Origin of the sequence: Bifidobacterium miconisargentati (assembly GCF_019331675.1) — a bacterium.
Classification (GTDB): Bacteria; Actinomycetota; Actinomycetes; order Actinomycetales; family Bifidobacteriaceae; genus Bifidobacterium; species Bifidobacterium miconisargentati.
This window is the reverse complement of sequence record NZ_JAHBBJ010000005.1, coordinates 82,324-103,437: the sequence shown is the minus strand read 5'-3', so window position 1 is coordinate 103,437 and position 21,114 is coordinate 82,324. Positions and strand designations below refer to the sequence as shown.

Genomic DNA, 21,114 nt, shown 5'->3' with positions numbered 1-21,114 from the left:
CGCTTACACCAGGTTGCTGTAGAAGGTTTCGCCGGAGCCGCTGGTCTCGTTCACCAGCGCCGGACCGGGCAAGGTGCTGGCCTGCCTGTCCGACCCGAAGTATCCGGCGCCCCAGCCCTTCATCGCGTCGCTCAGGCGCGACACGGCGTATCCCTTGGGGTAGAGCGTGAACTCCCCACATGGCGACATGCCATACGGTTCGGTGATGGTCACTTTGGCACCGTTCTCGTCGTACGAGTCGCCGACGGTGCCTTTGATCTTCAGCCCCTTGGTGTCGCACTGCAGGGTATAGGTGCCGTCGTCGTTCTTCTTGGCCGAGACGAATTTCCCGGAGAATTCCGACTGGCTGCGGGTGCCGCGCGGGTATTCGCTGCCACCGCCGCCCAGGTCGGTGTCGATATATGTGCCTTCGAACGTGCCGTCCTCGTGAACGGTCAGGCTGGTGCCCCAGCCGCCGGCACCGGATGAGAAACCGTATTCTTCGGCGGCTTCCTTCATCGCCTCCTTGAAGACCTTGTCGGCAGCCGTATTCGATTTGCCTTGGGCGGTGCTGGACGAATCGCCGGATGAGCCATCGGAATCCTTGGCGCCTTTGACGGCGAGGTTGGTCATGGAGTCCCAGTCATAGTCGCCGGTCTGATCGACCAGGTAGTAGGCGGTGGCGTCGCTCGCGGCGGGCTTGAACTTCACGTCGTTGGTGTCGTCGGTGGACGGCACGAACGGGTTGTCGTCCACGTTTTCCTTGGTCACCTTCACGCTGGTCTGGTCGTACAGCGCGGGGTCGCGGTAGAGGATGAACGTGCGATCGCCGTCCACGGCCTTCTGCTTGCCGGCGGCCTTGACCGAGTCCGCGTCGAAGTAGCCGCCGTCCTCTGCGGCCTTGATGTTAGCGCCGGCCGCCACGTAGACGAACAAATTGTTGGACTTCATCTCGTAGGTGGCGCTGCCGTCCCAGCCATCCGATTCGGAACGCGCCGACGGCACGCCGTTACGGCAACCATCGAACCACGTCGAGATCATCTGGCCGCCGCACATGGCGCCCTCGCCGCCGCTGCCGAAGTCGAACATGCCCCAGTTCTTGGTGATGAGGCGGTTCTTGGAACCACCCTCATATTTCTGCCCATCGGAAGTGATATCGATGGAGCAGCGAGCCACGTCCCCGCCGTTTGAGGCGAAGCACTGGCTGACCTCAGTGCCGTCCGATGAATCGCTGCCAGCCGAGGAGCCCCATGTCTGCGAAATGGTCGTATCACCATAGTCGTTTTCGCCGGCGCTCAGCGTCATGCAGTCCTTGTCGATGTCGGTGATGGTCGCCTTGCAGTACGTGCCGGTGATGGCGTCGCTCATCATGTACAGCGTGCGCGCGCCGGGCTGGGACTGGCCGGACGTGTCGATCATCAGATCGTTCACGCTGCCGGCGTCCACGCCCTGATACAGCGTGATGGACTCGCCCGAAGTCGTCGGCGAACCGGGTGCGGGATCTGCGCCGATCACCTTGCCGACCATGTTCTCGGAGGCGAAATGCCGCTTGACGGTCACGTCATAACCCTGCGATTCCAACTCGGAGCGCACGTCGGCCGCATCCTGCCCCACGATGTCCGCGCCGATACCGTCGCCCTTGCCGGCCACGCCGATGTAGATGCCCTCGTCGCGTTTGTCTTCGGGCAGTCCGGTGCCGGCGGCGGGGTAAGTGGCCACCACGGACCCTTCCGGCATGCGTTTCGTATCGTTGACGATGACCTTCTTGTAATGCACGGGTACGCCCATCGTGTTGAAGGTGGACGTCACCTGTTCGGCCTGCTTGCCGATGACGCCTTTCGGCACGCCCGGTCCGGCCGATTCCTGCACGGTGATCACCGCGCCTTTCGGCATACGCGCGCCCGGCTGGGTGCCCTTGTATCCGACGAACGAGCCCTCGGTTTTGCCGGAGAACACCTGCTCGGTCCGGGCGCCGAAACCCTTGGCCTTGAGCGCGGCGGTCACGTCCGAGGCCTTGACCTCCGCCGTCTGTCCGTCGCCGGTATCCGATGCCGCGACGGCGATGGACGCGGGATCCGGCAGCGAGCGACCGCCCCACAGTTCCGCCTTCCACGTGGCGAACAGCGCGATGCCGGCCACGACCAGCACGGCCAGCAACGCCGCCAACAGCAGCACCATCCGATCCGGTTTGGCCGGGGCCGCGGCCGTCGTCGGGGCCGCAGTGCCGGCGGGTGCGACGGGTACGGTAGTCGCCGCGACACCGGAGTGGACCACCGGACCGGACGGCGTGGCGGCAGTCGCGGGAGGCATCGGGACGCCTGTACCCGCAGGCGCGGGAACGGCCCCGGAATTCGCCGCCGGCCGGACGGGAACGGACGCGGTCTGCGGCAACGGAACCGCACCGGGCGCCGGAAGCCGCACACCGGATTGGCCGGCCGGCGTCGTCGCTCGTCCGCCTCGTCTCAGCGGCGCCCCGCACCCCACACAGAACTTATTGCCGTCCTTGTTGGCGGCACCACACCTCGCGCAGAACATCCTCGGTCTTCCCTCTATCCGAACGGTGCAATCGCGCACCATTCTAGTGCGCCGCGGTTTCCTGCGGCTCCGCAAGGGCCCACGAACGCCCACGGACAACCGCGTCCACCGCGAACACCCGCAAGCCTCAGCGCCGCCCTAGCCCTAGCCTCAGCGCCGGCCCATAAGAAGCCCCGGCCAACCCCGCGCGGCCGCGATGCATTCATGATACGATAGTAGTTGTCAGATGTCTGATAACTCAGCGTAGAGCCATCGCTCAGAGACCGGCGCGGATCCCACGCACTTGAGACGGCACCCGCACATGTCAGCACCGGACACCCCCGACAAGCACCCCGCACCCCCTATCGGGCCGGACCATATCGCAATGGGCACAAAACCGCGCCAATACCGGCGTTTCGCACTATTGTGGTTGGCAAGACCCGCCGGGGAGAACGGCTTTCATCAACCGCGGCGGCAACGTCGCGACCCCGCAAGGACGAACAAGACAAGGAGCGTATCATGAGCAACCCATCCGGTCCGGCCGCACTTGAGACGCCGACCCAGACCGGGGAATCGACCCAATCGCACAACGATGAGGCCCCATACGAATATACCCAGCAGGAACTGGCGTTGCTGGCCCGTCTGTCGCTGCAAAGCACATCATCCGTCGTCCCCCCGCGCAGCCGTTGCGACGAGACGATGGACGCCATCAAGTCCTACATCCTGCACGAGCATCTGCAGCCCGGAGACGTGCTGCCGACCGAGGCGCAGCTGTGCAACACCATCGGCGCCTCCCGTTCCTCGGTGCGCGAGGCGGTGCGCAAGCTCGAGGCACTGAACATCGTCAATGTGGAGCATGGCAAAGGAACCTTCGTCGGGTCGCTGTCCTTGGACCCGATGGTGGAGACGCTCGCCTTCCGCTCCATGGTGTCCGTGGGCAAGAACTTCGCCGACCTGCAGGATGTGGTCCAGCTGCGGCGGTTCCTTGACCTCGGTTGTGCCGACGAGGTGGTGGCGTCGCTGGCGAACAGCGAGCAGCCGCATCTCATGAAGCTCGCCGATTCCATGACCGCCACCGCGAAGGACGGCAAGACCTTCCTTGCGCTCGACATCGAATTCCACATGGGCATCCTCGATTCGCTGGACAACACCATCGTCAAGCAGATGGTCCGGTCGCTTTGGCTGGTCCATATGGCGGTGCTTCCCCAGCTCGGGCTGCCGGTCTCCAGCGAACTCGATCGCACCGCGTCGGCCCACCGCCGCATGCTCGACGCCGCGCTGGCGGGCGACGTCGAGGCGTATCGCAAGGCCGTCATCGACCATTACGAGCCCATCGAATCCATCCTCAAGCAGCGCATCGAAGACGGCGACGAGTAACCCATCCCTTCCTCCAAATCCAAGAAGGCGGGGTCCGTTCCGGGAACATTTCCGGAAACCGACCCCGCCTTCATTCGGGAGGAGGGAAGGAAACGAATAGGCTCTGTTACACCAAGATTGACATACCCCCTATTCTTGGCTCCCCTTGTCAGGGGAGCTGTCGGCGAAGCCGACTGAGGGGTAGTCAGACATGGATTCATGTCAATCTTGGTTTAACAGCGCCAACGAATAAGACCAAAGGACCACCCGGCTCCTTTATCAGAGGAGCCCTCAGCCGCATGTCCGACTGAGGGGTGGCCGATAACTAGATGCCCTGCCAGGCGGGCTTGTGCTCGTACGAGTACCGGTAGTAGTCCTTGTGCCTCAGCCTGGAGGCCGCCGCCTCGTCCACGATGATCGTGGCGTGCGGGTGCAGCTGCAGCGCGGACGCCGGGCAGAACGCCGAAACGCCGCCCTCCACGGTCTCCGCCACCGCCTCGGCCTTGCCGGCGCCGAACGCCAGCAGCACCAGATGCCGCGCCTTGAGGATCGTGCCGATGCCCTGCGTGATGCAGTGCGTGGGCACCTGCGCGAGATCGTCGTCGAAGAACCGCGCGTTGTCGATGCGTGTCTGCTCGGTCAGCGTCTTGACTCGCGTGCCCGAGGCCAGCGACGAGCCGGGCTCGTTGAAGCCCACGTGACCGTCCGTGCCGATGCCGAGGATCTGCACGTCGATGCCGCCGGCGGCCTCGATCGCCGCGTCATAGGCCGGGCCGGCACCCGCGATCCGTTCGCCGTCGGACAGGGGCGCGCCTTCTAGGATGTCGCCGGGCACGTGCACCTTGGCCGGATCCAGGCCCAGCGGCTCGACCACCGTGCGGTGGATCGTCGCATGGTAGGACTCGGGGTGGGTCAGCGGCAGGCCGAGATACTCGTCCAGCGCGAACCCGCGCACCTGCGAGACGTCGATGGATTCGGCCTCGACGATGCCGGCCAGCGCACGGTATGCGGCCAACGGGCTCGACCCGGTGGCCAGTCCCAGCACCGCGTCCGGCTTCGCCTTGATGAGGTCGGCCACGCACCGGCCGTAGATCGCGCCGGCTTCGGCTTCGTCCTTGACAATGATGACTTCCGCCATGGGGAGATTCCTTTCTGGTTCGGGTCAGTTCAGGTCAGTTCGGGCCAGCCGCTCAGGCCTCGGCGACCACGGTGGAGGCGCTGACCTCCTCGGCGGTGCGCACCGGCTCCAGGCCGCATTCGCGCAGCACGCCGGCCACGGCCTCCACGTTCGCGCCCGTCAGCGCGCGCACCGGATTGGGCATCTGGTTGGTCTCGAAGATGCCGAGCAACGCCATGGCGGTCTTGAACGCGCCCACGCCGGCGCCGAATCCGGAGACCCCGGAGGTGACGTTCACGATGTTCATCAGCGCGGCGAGCTTGTCCTGCTCGGTGCGCACGGTGGCCCAGTCGCCGGCCTCGTAGGCCTGCCACATGCGCACGTAGCCGGTGCACTCCACGTTGCCCAGGCCCGGCACGCTGCCGTCGGCGCCGGCCATGTAGGCGCCGTCGACCACGACCTCCTGACCGGTGAGCAGCACCAGCGGATGGCCGGCCTTGCGGTTGGCGTCGCACAGGAAGCGGAAGGAGACGTCGTCGTTGGAGGAGTCCTTGACGCCGGTGAGCACGCCGTCAAGGCCGAGGCGGATGAGCAGGTCGCCGGGCAGCTTGACGTGCACGCACACGGGGATGTCGTAGGCGAACAGCGGCAGGTCCACGGCCTCGTGGATCAGGCGGAAGTGGTTCTCGATCTCGGGCAGGCCGCCGAGCGCGTAGAACGGTGCGGTGGCCACGATGGCGTCCGCGCCGAGTTCGGCGGCGACCTTGGCGTGGGCGATGACGCGCTCGGTCTCGGTGTCGATGCAGCCGACAAGCACCGGCACGCGGCCGGCGGTGAATTCGATGGCGGCCTCGATGATCTCACGGCGGCGTTCGTCGGTGCTGAAGGCCACCTCGCCGGAGGAGCCGAGGAAGAACAGGCCGTTCACGCCGGCCTCGACGAGACGGTCGATGGAGCGCTTGAAGCTGGCGCGGTCGAGCTGGCGGTCAGCGGTCAGCGGGGTCACGACCGGAGGGATTACGCCGCGGAAAGTGGTGTTCATGATGGTGGTTCCTTGTGTGTCTGTCGCTTCGTTGGAAGACGTTTGGATGGGTATCGATGGATGGGAATCAATCGGCCCGGCGGCCGCGCGGCGACCGGACCCGCGCAGGGACGGCCCACCGGTGGGAATCCTCGACGATTCCCGCCGGACAGGCCCTGCATCTGCGTCGGATGCGCCGGACGCTCAGATGCACTCTTCCGGAGTCGGGTGCAGCAGCGAGGGCGCCGCGCCCAGCAGCAGCTTCGTGTAGTCGTCCTGCGGGTTGTTCAGCACGTCCTTGGCCTCGCCGTGCTCGACGATGGTGCCGTGGTTCATCACCACGATCTCGTCGGAGACGTAGCGGACCGTCTGGATGTCATGGCTGATGAACACCATCGACAGGCCGAGCGACTTCTTCAGATCGGACAACAGGTTGAGGATCTGCGCGCGCACGGACACATCCAGTGCGGAGGTCGGCTCGTCGGCGATGATCGCGTCCGGGTTGAGCGAGAGCGCGCGGGCGATGGCCACGCGCTGGCGCTGGCCGCCGGACAGCTGGCCCGGCAGCGCGTTCAGCGCGGACTTCGGCAGGCCGACCATGTCGATGAGCTCGTAGGCGCGCTTGCGGCGGGCCGCCGAGTCACCGAGCTTGTGCACCACGAGCGGGTCCATGAGCTGGTCCTGCACGCTCATGCGGGCGTTGAGCGCGGTGGCCGGGTCCTGGAAGACCACGGAGACCACGCGGCCGATGTCCATGCGCTCCTTGGCGGTGCGCTTGGTCACGTCCTGTCCCTTGAAGAACACATGGCCGCCGGTGACGGTCTGCAGGCCGCACATCACGTTGGCCGTGGTGGACTTGCCGCAGCCGGACTCGCCCACGATGCCGATCGTGCGTCCGGGCATGAGCTTGAGGTTCACCTTGTTGACCGCCGTCACCTTCTTGGGGTGGAACAGCGTGCCGGCGCGTGTGGTGAACACGACTTCGGCGTCCCTCAGCTCGATGATCGGGGTTGCGTTGCTGTTGGTCTTGCTGTTCATCGCTGTGCTCCCTTCAGGGCTTCCGCGGCCTCACGCTCGGCCACTTCCGGCGTGGGCGCGAACCAGTCGTAGGTGAAGGCGGGTGCGGGTGCGGGCTCCGGGTCGTCGGGCAGGCAGGCCACCATGTGCTGGGTGCCGGGCACGCGCTTCATGACCGGGTGGATGTCGAGTCCACGGTCCGGGTGCGAGGAGCGCGGCGCGAAGCGGTCGCCCTTGGGGAAGTCCGCCGGCGAGGGCACGGTGCCGGGCACCTGGTGGAGGCGTCCCTGTCCGGCCTCGATGGAGGTGACGGAACCGAGCAGGCCGCGGGTGTACTCGTGGCGGGGATCGGTGAGGATCTCCTTGGTGGACGCCTGCTCGACGACCTGGCCGGCGTACATGACGGTCACCGAGTGGGCGACCTTGGCCACGAGCGCCAGGTCATGGCTGACGAAGATCATCGCGAAGCCGAGCTTCTCGCGCAGCTCGTTGAGCAGGTCGATGACCTGCTTCTGCACGGTCACGTCGAGTGCGGTGGTCGGCTCGTCGGCGATGATGAGCTTCGGGTCGCGGGTCAGTGCCATGGCGATGAGCACGCGCTGGCGCTGGCCGCCGGACAGCTCGTGCGGATAGGACTCCAGCGTGCGCTTCGGGTCGAGGCCCACCAGTTCGAGCAGCTCCTCGGCGGTGCGGGTGCCGCCGCGCTTGGTCAGCTGCTTCATCTGCGCCTTGATGAGCATGGACGGGTTGAGGCTGGAGAGCGCGTCCTGGTAGACCATGGCGATCTCATGGCCGCGCAGGGCGTTGTGCTCCTTGGGGCTCATGCCCACGAGGTTCTTGCCGTCGAACAGGATCTCGCCGCTGATCTCGGCACGCGGGTCGAGCAGGCCCATGATGGCCAGCGAGGTGATGGACTTGCCGCAGCCGGACTCGCCCACCAGGCCCATGGTCTGTCCGGCGCGCACGGCGAAGGACAGGTGGTCGACCACGTTCACGTCGCCGTGGCGCGGGAACTTGATGCACAGGTCGCGCACCTCGATGACCGGCTTGGCGGTGGACAGCGGGATGAAGCGGTCCTTGCGCTTGAGCTCGGCCTCACGCAGCTGCTCGAGGCGCTGGTCGAGGCTCTCCTTCTGGGCGGCGTAGGCGGCCACCGGATCCACAAGCAGGCGGTCCTCCTTGCGGCTGAGCTCCTTGCCCTCCTCGCTCTGCTGGATGGGGGCGGTGGGGGCGGCCACCATGGCGTCGGTGATGCCCTCGGACAGGATGTTGAGGCACAGCACGGTGATCATGATCGCCAGGCCCGGGAACATGGCCTGCCACCAGTAGCCGTAGAGCACGCCGGCCTTGGCGGAGGACAGGATGTTGCCCCAGGTCGGGGTCGGCTCGGGGATGCCCGCGTTGATGAACGACAGGGAGGCCTCGAACACGATGGCGTCGGCCACGGAGAGCGTGGTGAACACCATGACGGGGGCCGCGATGTTGCGCGTGACGTGCTTGAAGAGGATCCACGGGGCGCGGGCGCCGGAGACGATCACCGCACGCACGTAGTCCTTGCCGTACTCGCTGATGATGTTGGCTCGCACGATGCGGGCCACCTGCGGCACGTACAGCACGCCGATGGAGATGATGATGCCGATCATCGACTGGCCAAGGATGGAGACGAACACCGCGGCGAGCGCGATGGTCGGCACAGACATGACCACGTCGATCAGTCGCATGATGATCTCGGACACCCAGGTGCGCGAGACGGCGGCCACGGCACCGATGATGGAGCCGACGACCAGGGCGAACGCGATGGAGCTCAGGCCGATGACCAGCGAGTACCGTGCACCGTAGATGACGCGGGAGAAGACGTCGCGGCCGAGGTTGTCGGTGCCGAACCAGTGGTCGGCGGTGGGTGCTTGGTAGCTGAGGGTGATCTCGGTCGGGTTGTGCGGGGTCACGACGGACGCGAAGATCGCGGCCAGCGCGAGCACCGCGATGACGATGACCGAGATGCGCGTGCCGATGCTCATGCTCGACCAGCGCTTGACCCTGACCTTGGTATTGGGCTTGCTGAATTCGCGGGTTGCGTTGTTGCTTCCAAACATCGTCACACCGTCCTGATTCGCGGGTTGATGAGGACATAGAGCAGGTCGACGATCACGTTGACCACCATGAAGGCCAGCGCCACGACCAGCGCCACGCCCTGCACGAGGGTCGGCTGGTTGTTGTTGATGCCGTCGAACATCGCGGTGCCCATGCCGGGCAGGGCGAAGATGACCTCGATGACGATGGCGCCGCCCATGAGGTAGCCGATCTTCATGCCGAGCATGGTGACCGGGGTGATCAGGGCGTTGCGGAACACGTTGCGGGCCACGACCACGCCCTTGGGCACGCCGGCGCCGATGGCGGTGCGCACGTAGTCCTTGTCGAGCTCCTCGACCATGGAGGTGCGGATGATGCGGGTGAGGGAGCCGGCCACGGGCAGGCCGAGCGCGAAGCTGGGCATGGCCATGCGGGCCAGGTATCCGGCCGGATCCTGGGTGAAGGCGGGCAGGTCGCCGGCGCCGGGCAGCCAGGCCATCTTGATCTGCAGCGCGTAGATGAGGAGCACGCCGAGCCAGAAGGACGGGGTGGCGATGGCGATGATGGAGACCACGCGGATGGCCTGGTCGACCCAGGTGTCGCGGTAGAGGGCGGCCAGCACGCCGAAGATGACGGCGAAGACGATGGCGATGAGCAGGCCGATGAAGGTCAGCTGGAGGGTGATGGGGAACGCGGTGGCGATGCGGCCGCTCACCGGGTCCTTGTTGACGCCGTATACGCCGAGGTCGCCGCGCAGCAAGCCGCCGAGGTAGGAGAAGAACTGCTCCCACCAGGGGCGGTCGAAGCCCATCTCGTGGCGGTAGGCGGCGAGCGCCTGCGGGGTGGCGTTCTCGCCGAGGGCGGCGACGGCGGGGTCGTACTGGGAGAAGGACATCAGGAAGTAGACCAGCAGGGTCACTCCGAATGCCATGAACGGCAGGGCGATCAGTCGTCTGCCGAGGAGGCGTAGCAGGTTGTTCAATGGGACTCCCTTGTCGGATTGTTCAAGACAGGTGATTCAGGATGGTTCGGGAATGGCATGCGGGCCGGTACTCCATCGGGCTTAAACCGCTGCATTCCTTTCCTCGGCTCCCCTTGTCAGGGGAACTGTCACGAAGTGACTGAGGGGTAGTCGGAACCCATCGCATCAGATCCGAAGACCAGCTCGATGAACGGCATGGCCCTCCCGCCTCGCGGACGTTCAGTGGCCCGCGGGACGGGAGGGCCGTTCGATGATGGTGGGTTTTCGCTACCGGCGGGACGTTACTTGTTCAGCTCGGCGTTCACGAGGTTGATGCCGGTCGAACCGATCGCGTCGACGCTCTTGAACACGCCCTTCTTGAAGGCGGTGGTCGTCTGGCGGTGGAACAGCGGGTAGAGCGGGACCTCCTCGCTGAGCAGGTCGAAGCACTGGTTCCAGTAGTCCTGGCGCTCGTCGTCGCTGGAGGCGTCCAGGGCCTTGTCCATCAGCTCGTGGAGCTCGGTGTAGCCCTCGGAGCCGTTCCAGAAGGTACGGGTCTTGGTCCAGGCGTTGTCGCCGTACCACCAGTTCATCAGCAGGTCGGGGTCGTTACCGAACACGGACGGGTCGCCGGGGGCGAGCACCATGGAGAAGTCGGCGTCTTCCTTGTCGGTGATGTTCGGGTAGAGGGCGGAGGACGCCATCGACTGGATGTCCACGGTCATGCCGATCTCGGCCAGATCGTTCTTGATCTGCGGGGCCAGCTGGGTGATCCAGGAGTGGTCGGTGGTGTAGAGGGTGAACTTGAGGTCACCGGTGACGCCGGCCTCCTTGAGCAGTTCCTTGGCCTTCTCCACGTTCTTGGTGTAGACGTTGCTGGCCTTGTGGTAGTTCGAGAAGTTCTCGGGCAGGAAGCTGGTGGCCGCGGTGGCCTGGCCGGACATCTGGTTGTCGATGAGCTTCTGGGTGTCGATCGCGTAGAAGACGGCCTGGCGGACTTCCTTCTTGTCGAACGGGGCCTTCTTGGTGTTGAACATCAGGAACGGCAGGTTGAAGCCCTGCACGGTCTCCAGTTCGGAGCCGGAGGATTCAAGGGTCTTGAAGGCGTTGGCGGGGACCATCTCCATCACGTCCACCTTGCCGGCCTGCATGGCGGTGACGCGGGCGGTGTCGTCCACGGACACGTTCCACACCATGTGCGCGGCCTGGGCGGGGTAGTCGCCGTTGTACTGGTCGTTCTTGTCGAACTTGACCTGCTGGTCGGTGATCTCCGTGTACTTCCACGGACCGGAGCCGATCGGCTGGGCCTTGAGGTCCTCGTCGCTCATCGAGGAGGGGACGATCTGGATGAGGGCGAGGCGCTGCTTGAACATCGGGAACGCGCGGGTGAGCTTGAAGGTCACTTCGGTGTCGGACTTGGCCTCGACGGAGTCGATGAAGTCGAGCATGGAGATGTACAGGCTGCCTTCGGCGGTGGTGCGCTTGTAGGAGGAGACCACGTCGTCGGCGGTGACCGCCTTGCCGTCGGAGAACTTGGCTCCGTCGCGCAGGGTGACGACGTACTCGGTGTCGGAGACCTGCTCCGGCTCACCGGCGGCGAGGGCGTTGAACACGGAGTAGTCCGTGTAGTTGAGCGCGTACAGCGGCTCGGTCACATGCCAGTTGCCGGCCATGGCGAGGGCGCTGGACGTGGTGGACGGCGAGAAGTCGCGGGTTGCGTACGCGACCTGTGCGGTGATGGTGTCGGCCACCGCCGTGCCGCCCTTCGCCGTGCTCTGGGTGTTGCCACCGCCGCCGCATCCGGCGAGCAGCATGAGGCCCGCGACGGTCGCCGCCACGGCAGCCTTGAACTTTCCATTCTTCCTGATCATTGGTTCTCCTCGTCGTTGAGTGAATGTAGGACCATCGTTCGAAGCGAGACGGTGCCTTTCTTGAAGTGAGATGGGTGATGATTCTTGATGATTGGTAATTGGTGATGGGTTCTTGCCATGCCGATCTCTCGGTTGGAGGTCCAGTGTGAACCCTTAACGTCGTCGTCGAACTGATTTAATGATAAGACGTCTGATGTCTGATTTCAAGTCGGGAGTGTTGTGGCTTTGCTGGAACGCAGAGGCGGCGGCTGCAATGGCCGAAACGACTGGAATTCAGCCGGAATCAGCCATTGCGAACCGCCGCCCTTCGGTTTTTCAAATCACAGCTGCGCCACGAGAACCAGTCTCACCTCGGCTCCCCTTGTCAGGGGAGCTGGCGGCGAATCCGACTGAGGGGTAGTCGATTCGAGCCGCATCTTGATCACAGCTGCGCCACGAACCAGCGCGTGATGCTCGTCGGATGCGTGATCGCCGTGCCCACCACGGCGGCCCACGCGCCGGCGGCCATCACCTGATGCAGCTGGGCCGGCGTGTGGATGCGCCCCTCACACAGCACCGGCACGTCGGGGAACGCCTCGATCATCTGGCCGAGCAGTTCGAAGTCCGGCCCGTCGGTTTTCGGCCGGTCGCCCGTATAGCCGGACAGTGTGGTGGAGATGATGTCGGTGCCGGCATCGACGGCGCGCTCGGCGTCGGCGAAGCTGCCGCAGTCGGCCATCACAAGCACGCCTTCGTCGTGCAGGGCGTGCACGGTGTCCGCGTAGGTCAGGCCGTCCGGTCGCGGGCGTCCGGTCGCGTCGATGGCGACGATATCCGCGCCGGCCGCCGCGCAGCAGCGCGCGTGACGCAGGGTCGGCGTGATGTACACACCCTCCTCGCCGTCCTTCCAGATGCCGATCACCGGCACGCTCACCTGGCCTTTGATGGCCGCGATGTCCGCGAGGCCCTGGCACCGGATGCCCACGGCACCGCCTTCGACGGCCGCCATGGCCATCTGCGCCATCGTCTCCGGGTGGCGCAGCGGCTCGCCCGGATACGCCTGGCAGCTCACCACGAGCCCGCCCTTGATTCGTTCAATCGTCTGATGCATAGTCATTGCTCCCCGCTCCCTCGGCTCCCCTTGTCAGGGGAGCTGTCGGCGAAGCCGACTGAGGGGTAGTACCTCGAAATCAACATGAATTCAGCGCAATCGTTATCGAGACTGCACATACCGATCCACGGCCGCGGCCGCACCGATGAGCGGCGCGTCACCGCCGAGTTCGCCCTCGACCAGCGGCGTGGGCTTGACCAGCGCGAGCGCCGATTCCTCGAATCCGGCGCGCAGGGCATCCCACCAGATCGGCCCGGCCTTGACCACCGATCCGGACACCACGATCACGTCCGGGTCGACGAGGTTGCCCATACCGCCGATGCATTCGCCGAGCGCCCGGGCGCTGTCGGCCAGCACGGCGCACGCCAGCGGTTCGCCCGCTGCGGCCCGCGAGGCCATATCCGCGCCGCTCTGCACCAGCTCGGGAACATCGCCATCGATTTCGGCCGCGGCAGCCGCACTCCCCGTACACATCTCCTCGCGGCGCCGGTTGTACAGGTCCTTCAGACCCGTGCCAGACGCCACCGGTTCGATATGCCCTTCGTAAGTACCGCACGAGCAGAGGAATCCCCGGCCCAGCGCGCTCGGTACGTGCCCGGCATGGCCCGCCACGCCGTGTGCGCCGGCGAACAGCTCGCCGTCCACCACGATGGCGCCGCCGATGCCGGTGCCCACGCCGATCGAAAGCACCACGCCCTTGCCGCGGCCGGCTCCGTAGCTGGCTTCGCCAAGCCCATGCGCGCCCACGTCGCCGATCATGCGCACCGGCAGATCGGTCACTTCGGCGAAGGCGTCGTAGATACGCTGGCCCTTCCAGCCAGGCAGGATGTCGGTGGCGGAGACGATCACGCCGGTCTCACTGTCCGGCACGCCAGCCGCCGCGATGCCGATGCCCGCGATCGTCATGCCTTCGGCCGCGGCCGATTCCAATTGACGTACGGCGAGCGCCACGATGCGACCCTTAAGGTCGTCGCCGCCACGCGCGGCTTCGGTCGGTATCGCGCAGCGGCCCGTCACCACGGGAGTTTCGCCGGCCGAGGCCGGCAGCGTCACGAATCCCGAGGCGACTTTGGTGCCGCCGATGTCGAATGCCAGATACGTGGGCCTTGCTCCCCCGCTCATGACACGGCCGCCCGGTAGATGCGCTCCAGATAGCCGAGCCGCTCTTCGATGGTCGCATCCTTGGGCACGCACACCTTAGCACCCAGATAATCGAGCGGCGTCCCCTGCACGTATGTGGCCCGCACGGTCTCCGCAATCGCGTCGGCGTCCATGAGCGAGGTCGGCTCGTCCGGGCTCATGGGCAGATGGCCGTCGATCCAGCCGTATCCGTACTGGGTTTCCTCAGGACCGGCCCCGGAGAACATGAGGCCCTTGAGCACGCCGGCCCGCGCGGCCTCGCTTACATGCTCGACCGCGGTGGAGGCGGCACGGCCTTCCACCACGGATCTGCCCCAGTTCACGGTCAGACCGATGCCTGCCTGTTCGCACAATTCGATTTCGTCCTCGATGGGCAGGAATCCCTTTTCCGGTTTCTGCCCGTCAATGTACTTGTCGCAGTGCTCGATCACCAGCTTCGCCCCGGACCAGTCCCACTGCGCAAGCTCCTCCAGTGAGGCGGCCATGGCGTTACGGTCGGCCTTGGCGGTGGGAGCCGAATGCACTTCGACGAACCGGACGTCCTGACTGCCGCGCCACTGCGTGAAGTCGGCGAGCGCATCGCGCACCTGCTTCATGAAGTCGAGCGCGGCCCAACGCCCGTCCTCGTCCGGGCTGGCGAGGCCGAAGTTCGCGTCCTTCCATACGTGCTGCATGGTTCCGGGAATAACGGTGATGGTGTTGCCGTGCCAATGGACGGGCAGGATGCCGGCAAGCCAGATGCGGCCGGCGGTTTCCGCGAGGTCGCCGGGGAAAGGCAGCTCGGTGCCGCTCACCCAGGGCTGCCTCCCCAACAGGTTGTAGTAGTCCTCCTGGGCTTCGCGCCCTGGAGGCAGCGACGCATAGGCGCCGACGACGAATGATGGCATGCTGGTTTCCTCCTTGAAAAGCTGGTGCCAAGACAACCCTATCCTACTATCATCAGACGTCTGATGTCTAATCTCTGGAGCGTCCGCCCCTTCTTGGCTCCCCTATCGGACGAACTGTCGGCGAAATGGACCGGAGGACAGTCTCACGAAAGCCGATGTCACCGTCGATGCAACATCGTCGACGGTCTTACAGAAACAGGCTGATGCCGCGGCGCGCCATGCAGTAGGCGTTGCCCAGCCAGGTATGACGCGAGTTGGGCCAGACGGCACCGAGTCGCGGCGCGTTCTGGCTCATCCAGATGGATGGCACACGCCCGTCCGCCGAACGCGAGCCGAGCAGGTTGAAACCGTTCTTCTCCAGCAGCCACTCCGGGTGCTGGGTGGCGATGGCCAGTCCCTCCTCCAGGGTGAGCGGCAGACGTTCGTCCGAGTCGATGAGCTTGCGGGCCACGTCCGGCTCGCGATTGATATAGCAGGTGCCGGTGTGCGGTTCGACCACCAGATAGAACGGCCCCTCCGGCGGCTCGAAGCCGTCCTGCGGCAGGAAACTGGCGATATCGCGCGGGGGCATGGTGGTGAATCCGGCCATGCGGTTGATGGAGGTTCGCGCGATCAGCGATTCGGGCGAGACCAGCTCGCGCGTGGGCACCAGCAGGATGTTCGGCCCCAGATCGGCCCCTTCCAGAGCCTCGATGAGCGGCCGGGCCAGCGACCGGAAGGCCGCGGCGGACATATCCGCCACATCCGGGTATCCGAGGGCCACGATACGGTCAAGCTGCTTCTGCGCCTCTACTGATGCGATAGACATGGCTACCAGCGTAGCGCGTCGCCATGTCGGGCGGCCCGCGGCCCAGCCATCATGCGGAAGAGCGCACACCGCGGCCCGGCCGATTCCGTAAGATTGAGATTTACGTGTGTATACCCATCCATCTGACCCAAGGGGTTGATATGTCCGAAAAGTTGAAGGTCGGCATTCTGGGCGCCACCGGCATGGTCGGCCAGCGCTTCATCACGCTGCTGGAGAATCATCCGTGGTTCGAGCTGACCACGCTCGCCGCTTCCGCGCACAGCGCCGGCAAGACGTATGAGGAGGCCGTCGGCGACCGTTGGAAGATGGAGACGCCGATGCCCGAGTTCGTCAAGCACATGACGGTGCTCGATGGCGACGACGTGGAGAACGTGGCCAAGGACGTGGACTTCATGTTCTCCGCCGTGAACATGCCCAAGGACCAGATCCGCGCCATCGAGGAGCGTTACGCCAAGACCGAGACCCCGGTGGTCTCCAACAACAGCGCCCACCGCTGGACCCCGGACGTGCCGATGGTGGTGCCGGAGATCAACCCGGAGCACTTCGCCGTGATCGAGCACCAGCGCAAGCGTCTGGGCACCACGCGCGGCTTCATCGCCGTCAAGCCCAACTGCTCCATCCAGGCGTACACCCCGGCCCTGGCCGCGTGGAAGGAATTCGAGCCGCGCGAGGTGGTCGTGAGCACCTACCAGGCGATTTCCGGCGCGGGCAAGACCTTCAAGGACTGGCCCGAGATGGTGGGCAACATCATCCCGTTCATCTCCGGCGAAGAGGCCAAGAGCGAGAAGGAGCCGCTCAAGGTGTTCGGCCATGTGGACGCCGCCAAGGGCGAGATCGTGCCGTTCGACGGCCCGCTGAAGATCACGTCCCAGTGCATTCGCGTGCCCGTGCTCAATGGCCACACCGCCACCGTGTTCCTGAACCTCGGCAAGAAGGCCACCAAGGAGGAGCTCATCGACCGCCTGGTGAACTACACCTCCGAGGCCGCCAAGCTGGGCCTGCCGCACGCGCCGAAGCAGTTCATCCAGTACCTCACGGAGGACGATCGTCCGCAGGTCAAGCTGGATGTGGATTACGAGGGCGGCATGGGCGTCTCCATCGGCCGTCTGCGCGAGGATTCCATCTTCGATTGGAAGTTCGTGGGTCTGGCCCACAACACCCTGCGCGGTGCCGCCGGCGGCGCGCTCGAATGCGCCGAAATGCTCAAGGCCCTCGGCTATATCACCAAGAAGTAGCCTTTCATGGCTCCCCTCGTCAGGACATCGCCGTGAGGCAAACAGCAGAGCTGTTTGTAGGCGATGTGCGAGACGACAGTCGAGCCAGTGGACTGCGAACGAAGTTCGTCCTTAATTGCAGGACGAGCTGTCGTCGAAGACGACTGAGGGGAGCCGCGGTTCAGACCCGCATGGCTCCCCTCAGTCAGCTACGCTGACAGCTCCCCTCGGAGAGGGGAGCCAAATTCATATGTCCGCAAAAACTCAGCGACCGGTACCGCCGTACACCACGGCCTCGATCTGCGTGGCGTCCAAGCCGTACACGGTGTGCAGCGCCTTGACGGCCTCATTGAGCTGCTCCAGCGGCACCAGGGCGGCGATACGGATCTCGGAGGTCGAGATCATGAGCACGTTGATGCCCTTGTCGCTCAGCGCGCGGAAGAACTTGGCGGCCAGACCGGAGTGGGTCTTCATGCCGACGCCCACCACGGCCACCTTGCCCACATTGGTGTTGATGTCGAAGGAGTGGTAACCCAGCTCCTCCTGCTTGTCGAGCAGCGTGTCCTGCACCTGCTTGACGGCGGCCTCCGGCACGGTGAAGGAGATGTCCGCGGTGCCCACGGACGCGCCGGCCTGCACGATCATGTCTACGTTCACGCCGGCGGAAGCCAGCTCGGTGAACACCTTGGCGGCCATGCCCGGCTCGTTCGGCACGCCGCGCACGGTGGCCAGCGCCTCGGAACGGTCGTGGGCGATGCCGGAGATCACCGGCGCCTCGGGGCCGAGGTCGGGGAACAGATCACCCATGGATTTCGCTTCTTCTTCAGTCATGTCTTGCCTTGTCTTGCTTGATTGTCTTACGTTTTTCTGATGACCGACGCCATTCGCCCGCGCGCCGGCGGACGGACCATCCCGTCAGTCGAGGTTCGGCAGCGTGCGCGGGTCCACGCCGTTCGGCACCACCAGCGTGCCCGGACGGTGGGAGAAGGACGAACGCACATGCAGCGGCATGTTGAACCGCTGGGCGTACTCCACGCAGCGCAGGGCCAGCACCTTGGAGCCGCAGGAGGCCATCTCCAGGATGGAGTCGTAGTCGATGACCGGGATGCGGCGGGCAGCCGGCACGATGCGCGGGTCGGCGGTGAAGATGCCGTCCACATCGGTGTAGATCTCGCAGATGTCGGCACCGAGGGCCACGGCGAGCGCCACGGCGGACGTGTCGGAGCCGCCACGGCCGAGCGTGGTGGCGTCACCCTTGGCGTTGATGCCCTGGAAGCCGGCCACGATGGCGATGTCCCCCAAGGCCAGCGCGTTCTTCACGCGATCCGGCTTGACGGACTTGATGTGCGCCGCGCCGTACCGGGCGTCGGTGAAGAAGCCGGCCTGCTGCCCGGTGAAGGAGTGGGCGCGGCTGCCTTCCGCATGGATGGCCATGGCCAGCAGACTCATGGAGATGCGCTCACCGGCGGTCATCAGCATGTCCATCTCGCGCTCGGGCGGGTTGGAGTCGATGCTCAGCGCCTGGTCGATGAGGTCGTCGGTGGTGTCGCCCATGGCGGAGACCACCACGGCCACCTTGTTGCCCTTCTTCTCCGTTTCCACAACGCGCTTGGCCACACGTTTGATCGAATCGGTATCGGCGACCGAGGAGCCGCCGTACTTCTGCACGATGAGAGCCACTGCTGTCCTTTGTTCTTCTCTTAGGGGACGTTTGCCGAACATTCTACGCAAACGCAACGATTATAAGGACCGCCGTCCTCGCCCCGCGGACCGCCACCGGCATGTGGACAGTACCGTCCGGCCCACGCTTACGGGTCACGCCGTCCGTGACCTGCACTTCCCCACCGCACAATCGATGCCAGACGATTCGCCGCCGTCTGCCCCGTCAGCCGAATCACCGAACCCGACAAACCGGATTCAGCGAACTTTCAGGATGATGCCAGAGGTCTTTGCGCCGCCCGCATCGTTCCTCCCAAGTTCGTACGGTTATATATCAATTACCGGCGAACGAAAGCGAACCGGAGGGGGTTTCCGCAGATCCTCATAATTGAACCTTTCTTCTTCTCCTTCTTCTTCCTCTCTCAGGGCCCGGACTCATCACCCGGGCCCTTTCCTTTTGCGCTCCAACCGGCCATTTGCACCGGACTCCCGGCGCGGGTAACGTGTCGCACAGCGGCATAGGGGCGTATCGGAGACGGAGGAATCGACCATGGCTTCTGTAAGCGGACGGCATACGAGCAAGCACGCCGCTCCCCGACGCTCCGAAAAGCCGGTCTCGTCAAATGCCGACGCCGCAGTCGAATCGCACGAACCATCACGCGATAAACGGCCGGACGGCCTCGAACCGCAACCGATCGCAACCGGCCAGGCCGGCCGATCATCCGCGACTCCCCCACTCGCGTCGTTCAACGAGGCCGTCGACATCACGGATCTGCTCGCCGAACGCCGACGCCTGCAACGCAATCTCTGGGTGATGCGCATCATCACGCTGGTGCTGCTGATCGCCGCCGCGGCCGTGGCCTGCTTCCCGCTGGCCCTGCAGTTCCAGTCCGGCCGAGAGCTTGCGGCCACCGCGGCCACCAGTGCACGCGACGTGGCGAATTGGCCGTACCCGCAGGCCGAGGACGCGCTCAAGGCCGCCCGCGCCTATAACCAGCGACTCGCCGCGTCCGGCCAGCCGGTCCTGGGCGAGGCCGTGGACCCGTTCGCCACGTCGCAGGGCGGCTCGCGCGCCAGCGGCGAGGACTCCGCCTCCAAGAAGGACACGGAATACCAGTCGTTGCTCAACGCCGGCAACGAGGTGATGGGCACCATCAAGGTGCCCAAGCAGTCCATCGACCTGCCGATCTACCACGGCACGTCCGAGGAGGCGCTGGCGTCCGGTGCCGGCCACCTCTACGGCACGAGCCTGCCGGTGGGCGGCAAATCCACCCATTCGGTCATCACCGGCCACCGCGGCCTGGTGGAGGCGATGATGTTCACCCGTCTCGACGAGGTGAAGAAAGGCGACTTCTTCTACATCGAGGTCATGGGCAAGACGCTGGGCTACAAGGTGGACCGTATCTCGGTGATCCTGCCGGACGACACCTCGAAGCTGCGCATCGTGCCCGGCGAGGACCGTGTGACCCTGATGACCTGCACACCGTACGGCGTGAACACGCACCGACTGCTCATCTCCGGCCATCGCGTGGCCATTCCGGTGCCGGCCCCCGAGCCCAACGACATCCTCGACGCCCGCAACATCACCATCGGCGTGACCGCCGGCGTGCTGATGGTCGGATTGTTCGTCGTCTGGCTGCGCCGCCGCCACGAGACCGCCCGCATCATCCGGCATGCGGCGTTCTGGCCGTGGCATCGTCTGCCCGGCAGCAAGCCGAACGACCCGCTCGCCGACTAGGTTCCCGGCCTAGACCTCGGCCCTTGGCTCAGGCTTCGCGACGACCGGCGAGCGCACGGCCGAGGGTGATCTCGTCGGCGTACTCCAGGTCGGAGCCCACCGGCAGGCCGCTCGCCAGTCGGGTGACCTTGACGCCGGCCGGCCTGAGCAACTGGGTCAGATAGCTGGTGGTGGCCTCGCCCTCGATGTTCGGGTCGAGCGCCATGATCACCTCGGTGACCTCGCCGCTCTCCAAGCGTTTGATGAGGCCCGGAATCCGCAGGTCGGCGGGCCCCACGTTGGCCATGGGGTTGATGGCGCCGCCGAGCACGTGGTACAGGCCGCGGTATTCGCGGGTGCGTTCGATGCTCATCACGTCCTTGGGCTCCTCCACCACACAGATCACCGTGTGGTCTCGGCGCGGATCGGCGCACACCGGGCATGGGCTGGACTCGCAGACGTTGCCGCAGATGTCGCAGAACCGCACTTTTTCCTTGACCTCTTCGATGGCTTCGGCGAGGTCGCGCGCCTCATCCTCCGGCGCGGACAGGATGTAGAACGCGATGCGTTGCGCGCCCTTGGGGCCGATGCCCGGCAGTCGTCCGAATGCGTCGATCAGGCGCTGTACGGCACCGTCATAGGCCAATGCCATGGATATGTCTCACTTTCCGTTGCGGTCTCACGGCCGCAGTC

17 protein-coding genes and 1 pseudogene are annotated in these 21,114 nt (G+C 65.5%); 3 read left to right on the top strand and 15 right to left on the bottom strand.

Features of this window, described 5'->3' with window-relative positions; all coding sequences use genetic code 11:
* Positions 1–3: 3 nt before the first annotated feature.
* Positions 4–2,289: a PASTA domain-containing protein gene (locus KIH81_RS04485; protein WP_214304261.1), complete on the bottom strand. Its 2,286-nt coding sequence runs from the start codon at positions 2,287–2,289 to the stop codon at positions 4–6.
* Between the two features lie 159 nt (positions 2,290–2,448).
* Positions 2,449–2,514 (bottom strand): annotated as a pseudogene (locus tag KIH81_RS12345) (zinc-ribbon domain-containing protein); the annotation flags it as partial.
* A 498-nt stretch (positions 2,515–3,012) separates the two neighbouring features.
* Here KIH81_RS12345 and KIH81_RS04480 point away from each other — a divergent pair.
* Positions 3,013–3,870: a FadR/GntR family transcriptional regulator gene (locus KIH81_RS04480; protein WP_214304260.1), complete on the top strand. Its 858-nt coding sequence runs from the start codon at positions 3,013–3,015 to the stop codon at positions 3,868–3,870.
* Between the two features lie 304 nt (positions 3,871–4,174).
* Here the strand turns inward: KIH81_RS04480 and nagB are convergent, their stop codons facing one another.
* From nagB to KIH81_RS04430, 10 genes are all read right to left on the bottom strand, one after another.
* Positions 4,175–4,987: a glucosamine-6-phosphate deaminase gene (gene nagB / locus KIH81_RS04475; RefSeq protein ID WP_109056931.1), complete on the bottom strand. Its 813-nt coding sequence runs from the start codon at positions 4,985–4,987 to the stop codon at positions 4,175–4,177.
* 52 nt (positions 4,988–5,039) lie between these two features.
* On the bottom strand, positions 5,040–6,008 hold the full coding sequence (locus KIH81_RS04470) for a dihydrodipicolinate synthase family protein (protein WP_214304259.1): 969 nt from the start codon (positions 6,006–6,008) through the stop codon (positions 5,040–5,042).
* 183 nt (positions 6,009–6,191) lie between these two features.
* Positions 6,192–7,025 carry an ABC transporter ATP-binding protein gene (locus tag KIH81_RS04465; protein ID WP_109056933.1) on the bottom strand — a complete coding sequence of 278 codons (834 nt, stop codon included), beginning with the start codon at positions 7,023–7,025 and terminating at the stop codon, positions 6,192–6,194.
* Positions 7,022–9,097, bottom strand: a complete 2,076-nt coding sequence (locus tag KIH81_RS04460; protein ID WP_214304258.1) for a dipeptide/oligopeptide/nickel ABC transporter permease/ATP-binding protein — start codon at positions 9,095–9,097, stop codon at positions 7,022–7,024. Before KIH81_RS04460 ends, KIH81_RS04465 begins: the two co-directional genes overlap by 4 nt.
* A 2-nt stretch (positions 9,098–9,099) precedes the next feature.
* Entirely contained in the window at positions 9,100–10,056 is a 957-nt protein-coding gene (locus KIH81_RS04455) for an ABC transporter permease (RefSeq protein ID WP_109056935.1), read from the bottom strand.
* 281 nt (positions 10,057–10,337) lie between these two features.
* Positions 10,338–11,906, bottom strand: coding sequence for an ABC transporter substrate-binding protein (locus tag KIH81_RS04450; RefSeq protein ID WP_214304257.1), 1,569 nt, complete (start codon positions 11,904–11,906; stop codon positions 10,338–10,340).
* Between the two features lie 421 nt (positions 11,907–12,327).
* Positions 12,328–12,996 (bottom strand): N-acetylmannosamine-6-phosphate 2-epimerase, encoded by a 669-nt coding sequence (locus tag KIH81_RS04445; protein WP_214304313.1) that lies wholly within the window; start codon positions 12,994–12,996, stop codon positions 12,328–12,330.
* 102 nt (positions 12,997–13,098) lie between these two features.
* Complete coding sequence (locus KIH81_RS04440) at positions 13,099–14,118, bottom strand: ROK family protein (protein ID WP_214304256.1); 1,020 nt, start codon at positions 14,116–14,118, stop codon at positions 13,099–13,101.
* Entirely contained in the window at positions 14,115–15,023 is a 909-nt protein-coding gene (locus KIH81_RS04435) for a DUF4862 family protein (RefSeq protein WP_214304255.1), read from the bottom strand. Before KIH81_RS04435 ends, KIH81_RS04440 begins: the two co-directional genes overlap by 4 nt.
* Before the next feature lie 187 nt (positions 15,024–15,210).
* Positions 15,211–15,831, bottom strand: coding sequence for a DUF5701 family protein (locus KIH81_RS04430; RefSeq protein WP_214304254.1), 621 nt, complete (start codon positions 15,829–15,831; stop codon positions 15,211–15,213).
* Between the two features lie 140 nt (positions 15,832–15,971).
* On the opposite strand from KIH81_RS04430, the gene asd reads away from it, so the two are divergent.
* Entirely contained in the window at positions 15,972–17,066 is a 1,095-nt protein-coding gene (gene asd / locus KIH81_RS04425; RefSeq protein ID WP_214304253.1) for an aspartate-semialdehyde dehydrogenase, read from the top strand.
* Positions 17,067–17,309: 243 nt separating this feature from the next.
* Here the strand turns inward: asd and KIH81_RS04420 are convergent, their stop codons facing one another.
* Both KIH81_RS04420 and KIH81_RS04415 read right to left on the bottom strand, forming a co-directional pair.
* Positions 17,310–17,876 carry an ACT domain-containing protein gene (locus KIH81_RS04420; RefSeq protein ID WP_214304252.1) on the bottom strand — a complete coding sequence of 189 codons (567 nt, stop codon included), beginning with the start codon at positions 17,874–17,876 and terminating at the stop codon, positions 17,310–17,312.
* An 84-nt stretch (positions 17,877–17,960) separates the two neighbouring features.
* Entirely contained in the window at positions 17,961–18,725 is a 765-nt protein-coding gene (locus KIH81_RS04415; protein ID WP_109056943.1) for an aspartate kinase, read from the bottom strand.
* Between the two features lie 529 nt (positions 18,726–19,254).
* On the opposite strand from KIH81_RS04415, the gene KIH81_RS04410 reads away from it, so the two are divergent.
* Complete coding sequence (locus tag KIH81_RS04410; RefSeq protein ID WP_214304251.1) at positions 19,255–20,442, top strand: class C sortase; 1,188 nt, start codon at positions 19,255–19,257, stop codon at positions 20,440–20,442.
* Positions 20,443–20,470: 28 nt separating this feature from the next.
* Here the strand turns inward: KIH81_RS04410 and recR are convergent, their stop codons facing one another.
* The gene (gene recR, locus KIH81_RS04405) at positions 20,471–21,073 is read right to left on the bottom strand and encodes a recombination mediator RecR (RefSeq protein ID WP_109056945.1); all 603 of its coding nucleotides are present in this window, start codon (positions 21,071–21,073) and stop codon (positions 20,471–20,473) included.
* Positions 21,074–21,114: the final 41 nt, after the last annotated feature.

What these genes read in the sequence shown, in the direction of transcription:
- KIH81_RS04485 (WP_214304261.1), bottom strand. Translation starts at nt 2,289, where the DNA reads ATGCCTCCCGCGACTGCCGCCACGCCGTCCGGTCCGGTGGTCCACTCC.
- KIH81_RS04480 (WP_214304260.1), top strand. Translation starts at nt 3,013, where the DNA reads ATGAGCAACCCATCCGGTCCGGCCGCACTTGAGACGCCGACCCAGACC.
- nagB (WP_109056931.1), bottom strand. Translation starts at nt 4,987, where the DNA reads ATGGCGGAAGTCATCATTGTCAAGGACGAAGCCGAAGCCGGCGCGATC.
- KIH81_RS04470 (WP_214304259.1), bottom strand. Translation starts at nt 6,008, where the DNA reads ATGAACACCACTTTCCGCGGCGTAATCCCTCCGGTCGTGACCCCGCTG.
- KIH81_RS04465 (WP_109056933.1), bottom strand. Translation starts at nt 7,025, where the DNA reads ATGAACAGCAAGACCAACAGCAACGCAACCCCGATCATCGAGCTGAGG.
- KIH81_RS04460 (WP_214304258.1), bottom strand. Translation starts at nt 9,097, where the DNA reads ATGTTTGGAAGCAACAACGCAACCCGCGAATTCAGCAAGCCCAATACC.
- KIH81_RS04450 (WP_214304257.1), bottom strand. Translation starts at nt 11,906, where the DNA reads ATGATCAGGAAGAATGGAAAGTTCAAGGCTGCCGTGGCGGCGACCGTC.
- KIH81_RS04445 (WP_214304313.1), bottom strand. Translation starts at nt 12,996, where the DNA reads ATGCATCAGACGATTGAACGAATCAAGGGCGGGCTCGTGGTGAGCTGC.
- KIH81_RS04440 (WP_214304256.1), bottom strand. Translation starts at nt 14,118, where the DNA reads ATGAGCGGGGGAGCAAGGCCCACGTATCTGGCATTCGACATCGGCGGC.
- KIH81_RS04435 (WP_214304255.1), bottom strand. Translation starts at nt 15,023, where the DNA reads ATGCCATCATTCGTCGTCGGCGCCTATGCGTCGCTGCCTCCAGGGCGC.
- KIH81_RS04430 (WP_214304254.1), bottom strand. Translation starts at nt 15,831, where the DNA reads ATGTCTATCGCATCAGTAGAGGCGCAGAAGCAGCTTGACCGTATCGTG.
- asd (WP_214304253.1), top strand. Translation starts at nt 15,972, where the DNA reads ATGTCCGAAAAGTTGAAGGTCGGCATTCTGGGCGCCACCGGCATGGTC.
- KIH81_RS04420 (WP_214304252.1), bottom strand. Translation starts at nt 17,876, where the DNA reads ATGACTGAAGAAGAAGCGAAATCCATGGGTGATCTGTTCCCCGACCTC.
- KIH81_RS04410 (WP_214304251.1), top strand. Translation starts at nt 19,255, where the DNA reads ATGGCTTCTGTAAGCGGACGGCATACGAGCAAGCACGCCGCTCCCCGA.
- recR (WP_109056945.1), bottom strand. Translation starts at nt 21,073, where the DNA reads ATGGCATTGGCCTATGACGGTGCCGTACAGCGCCTGATCGACGCATTC.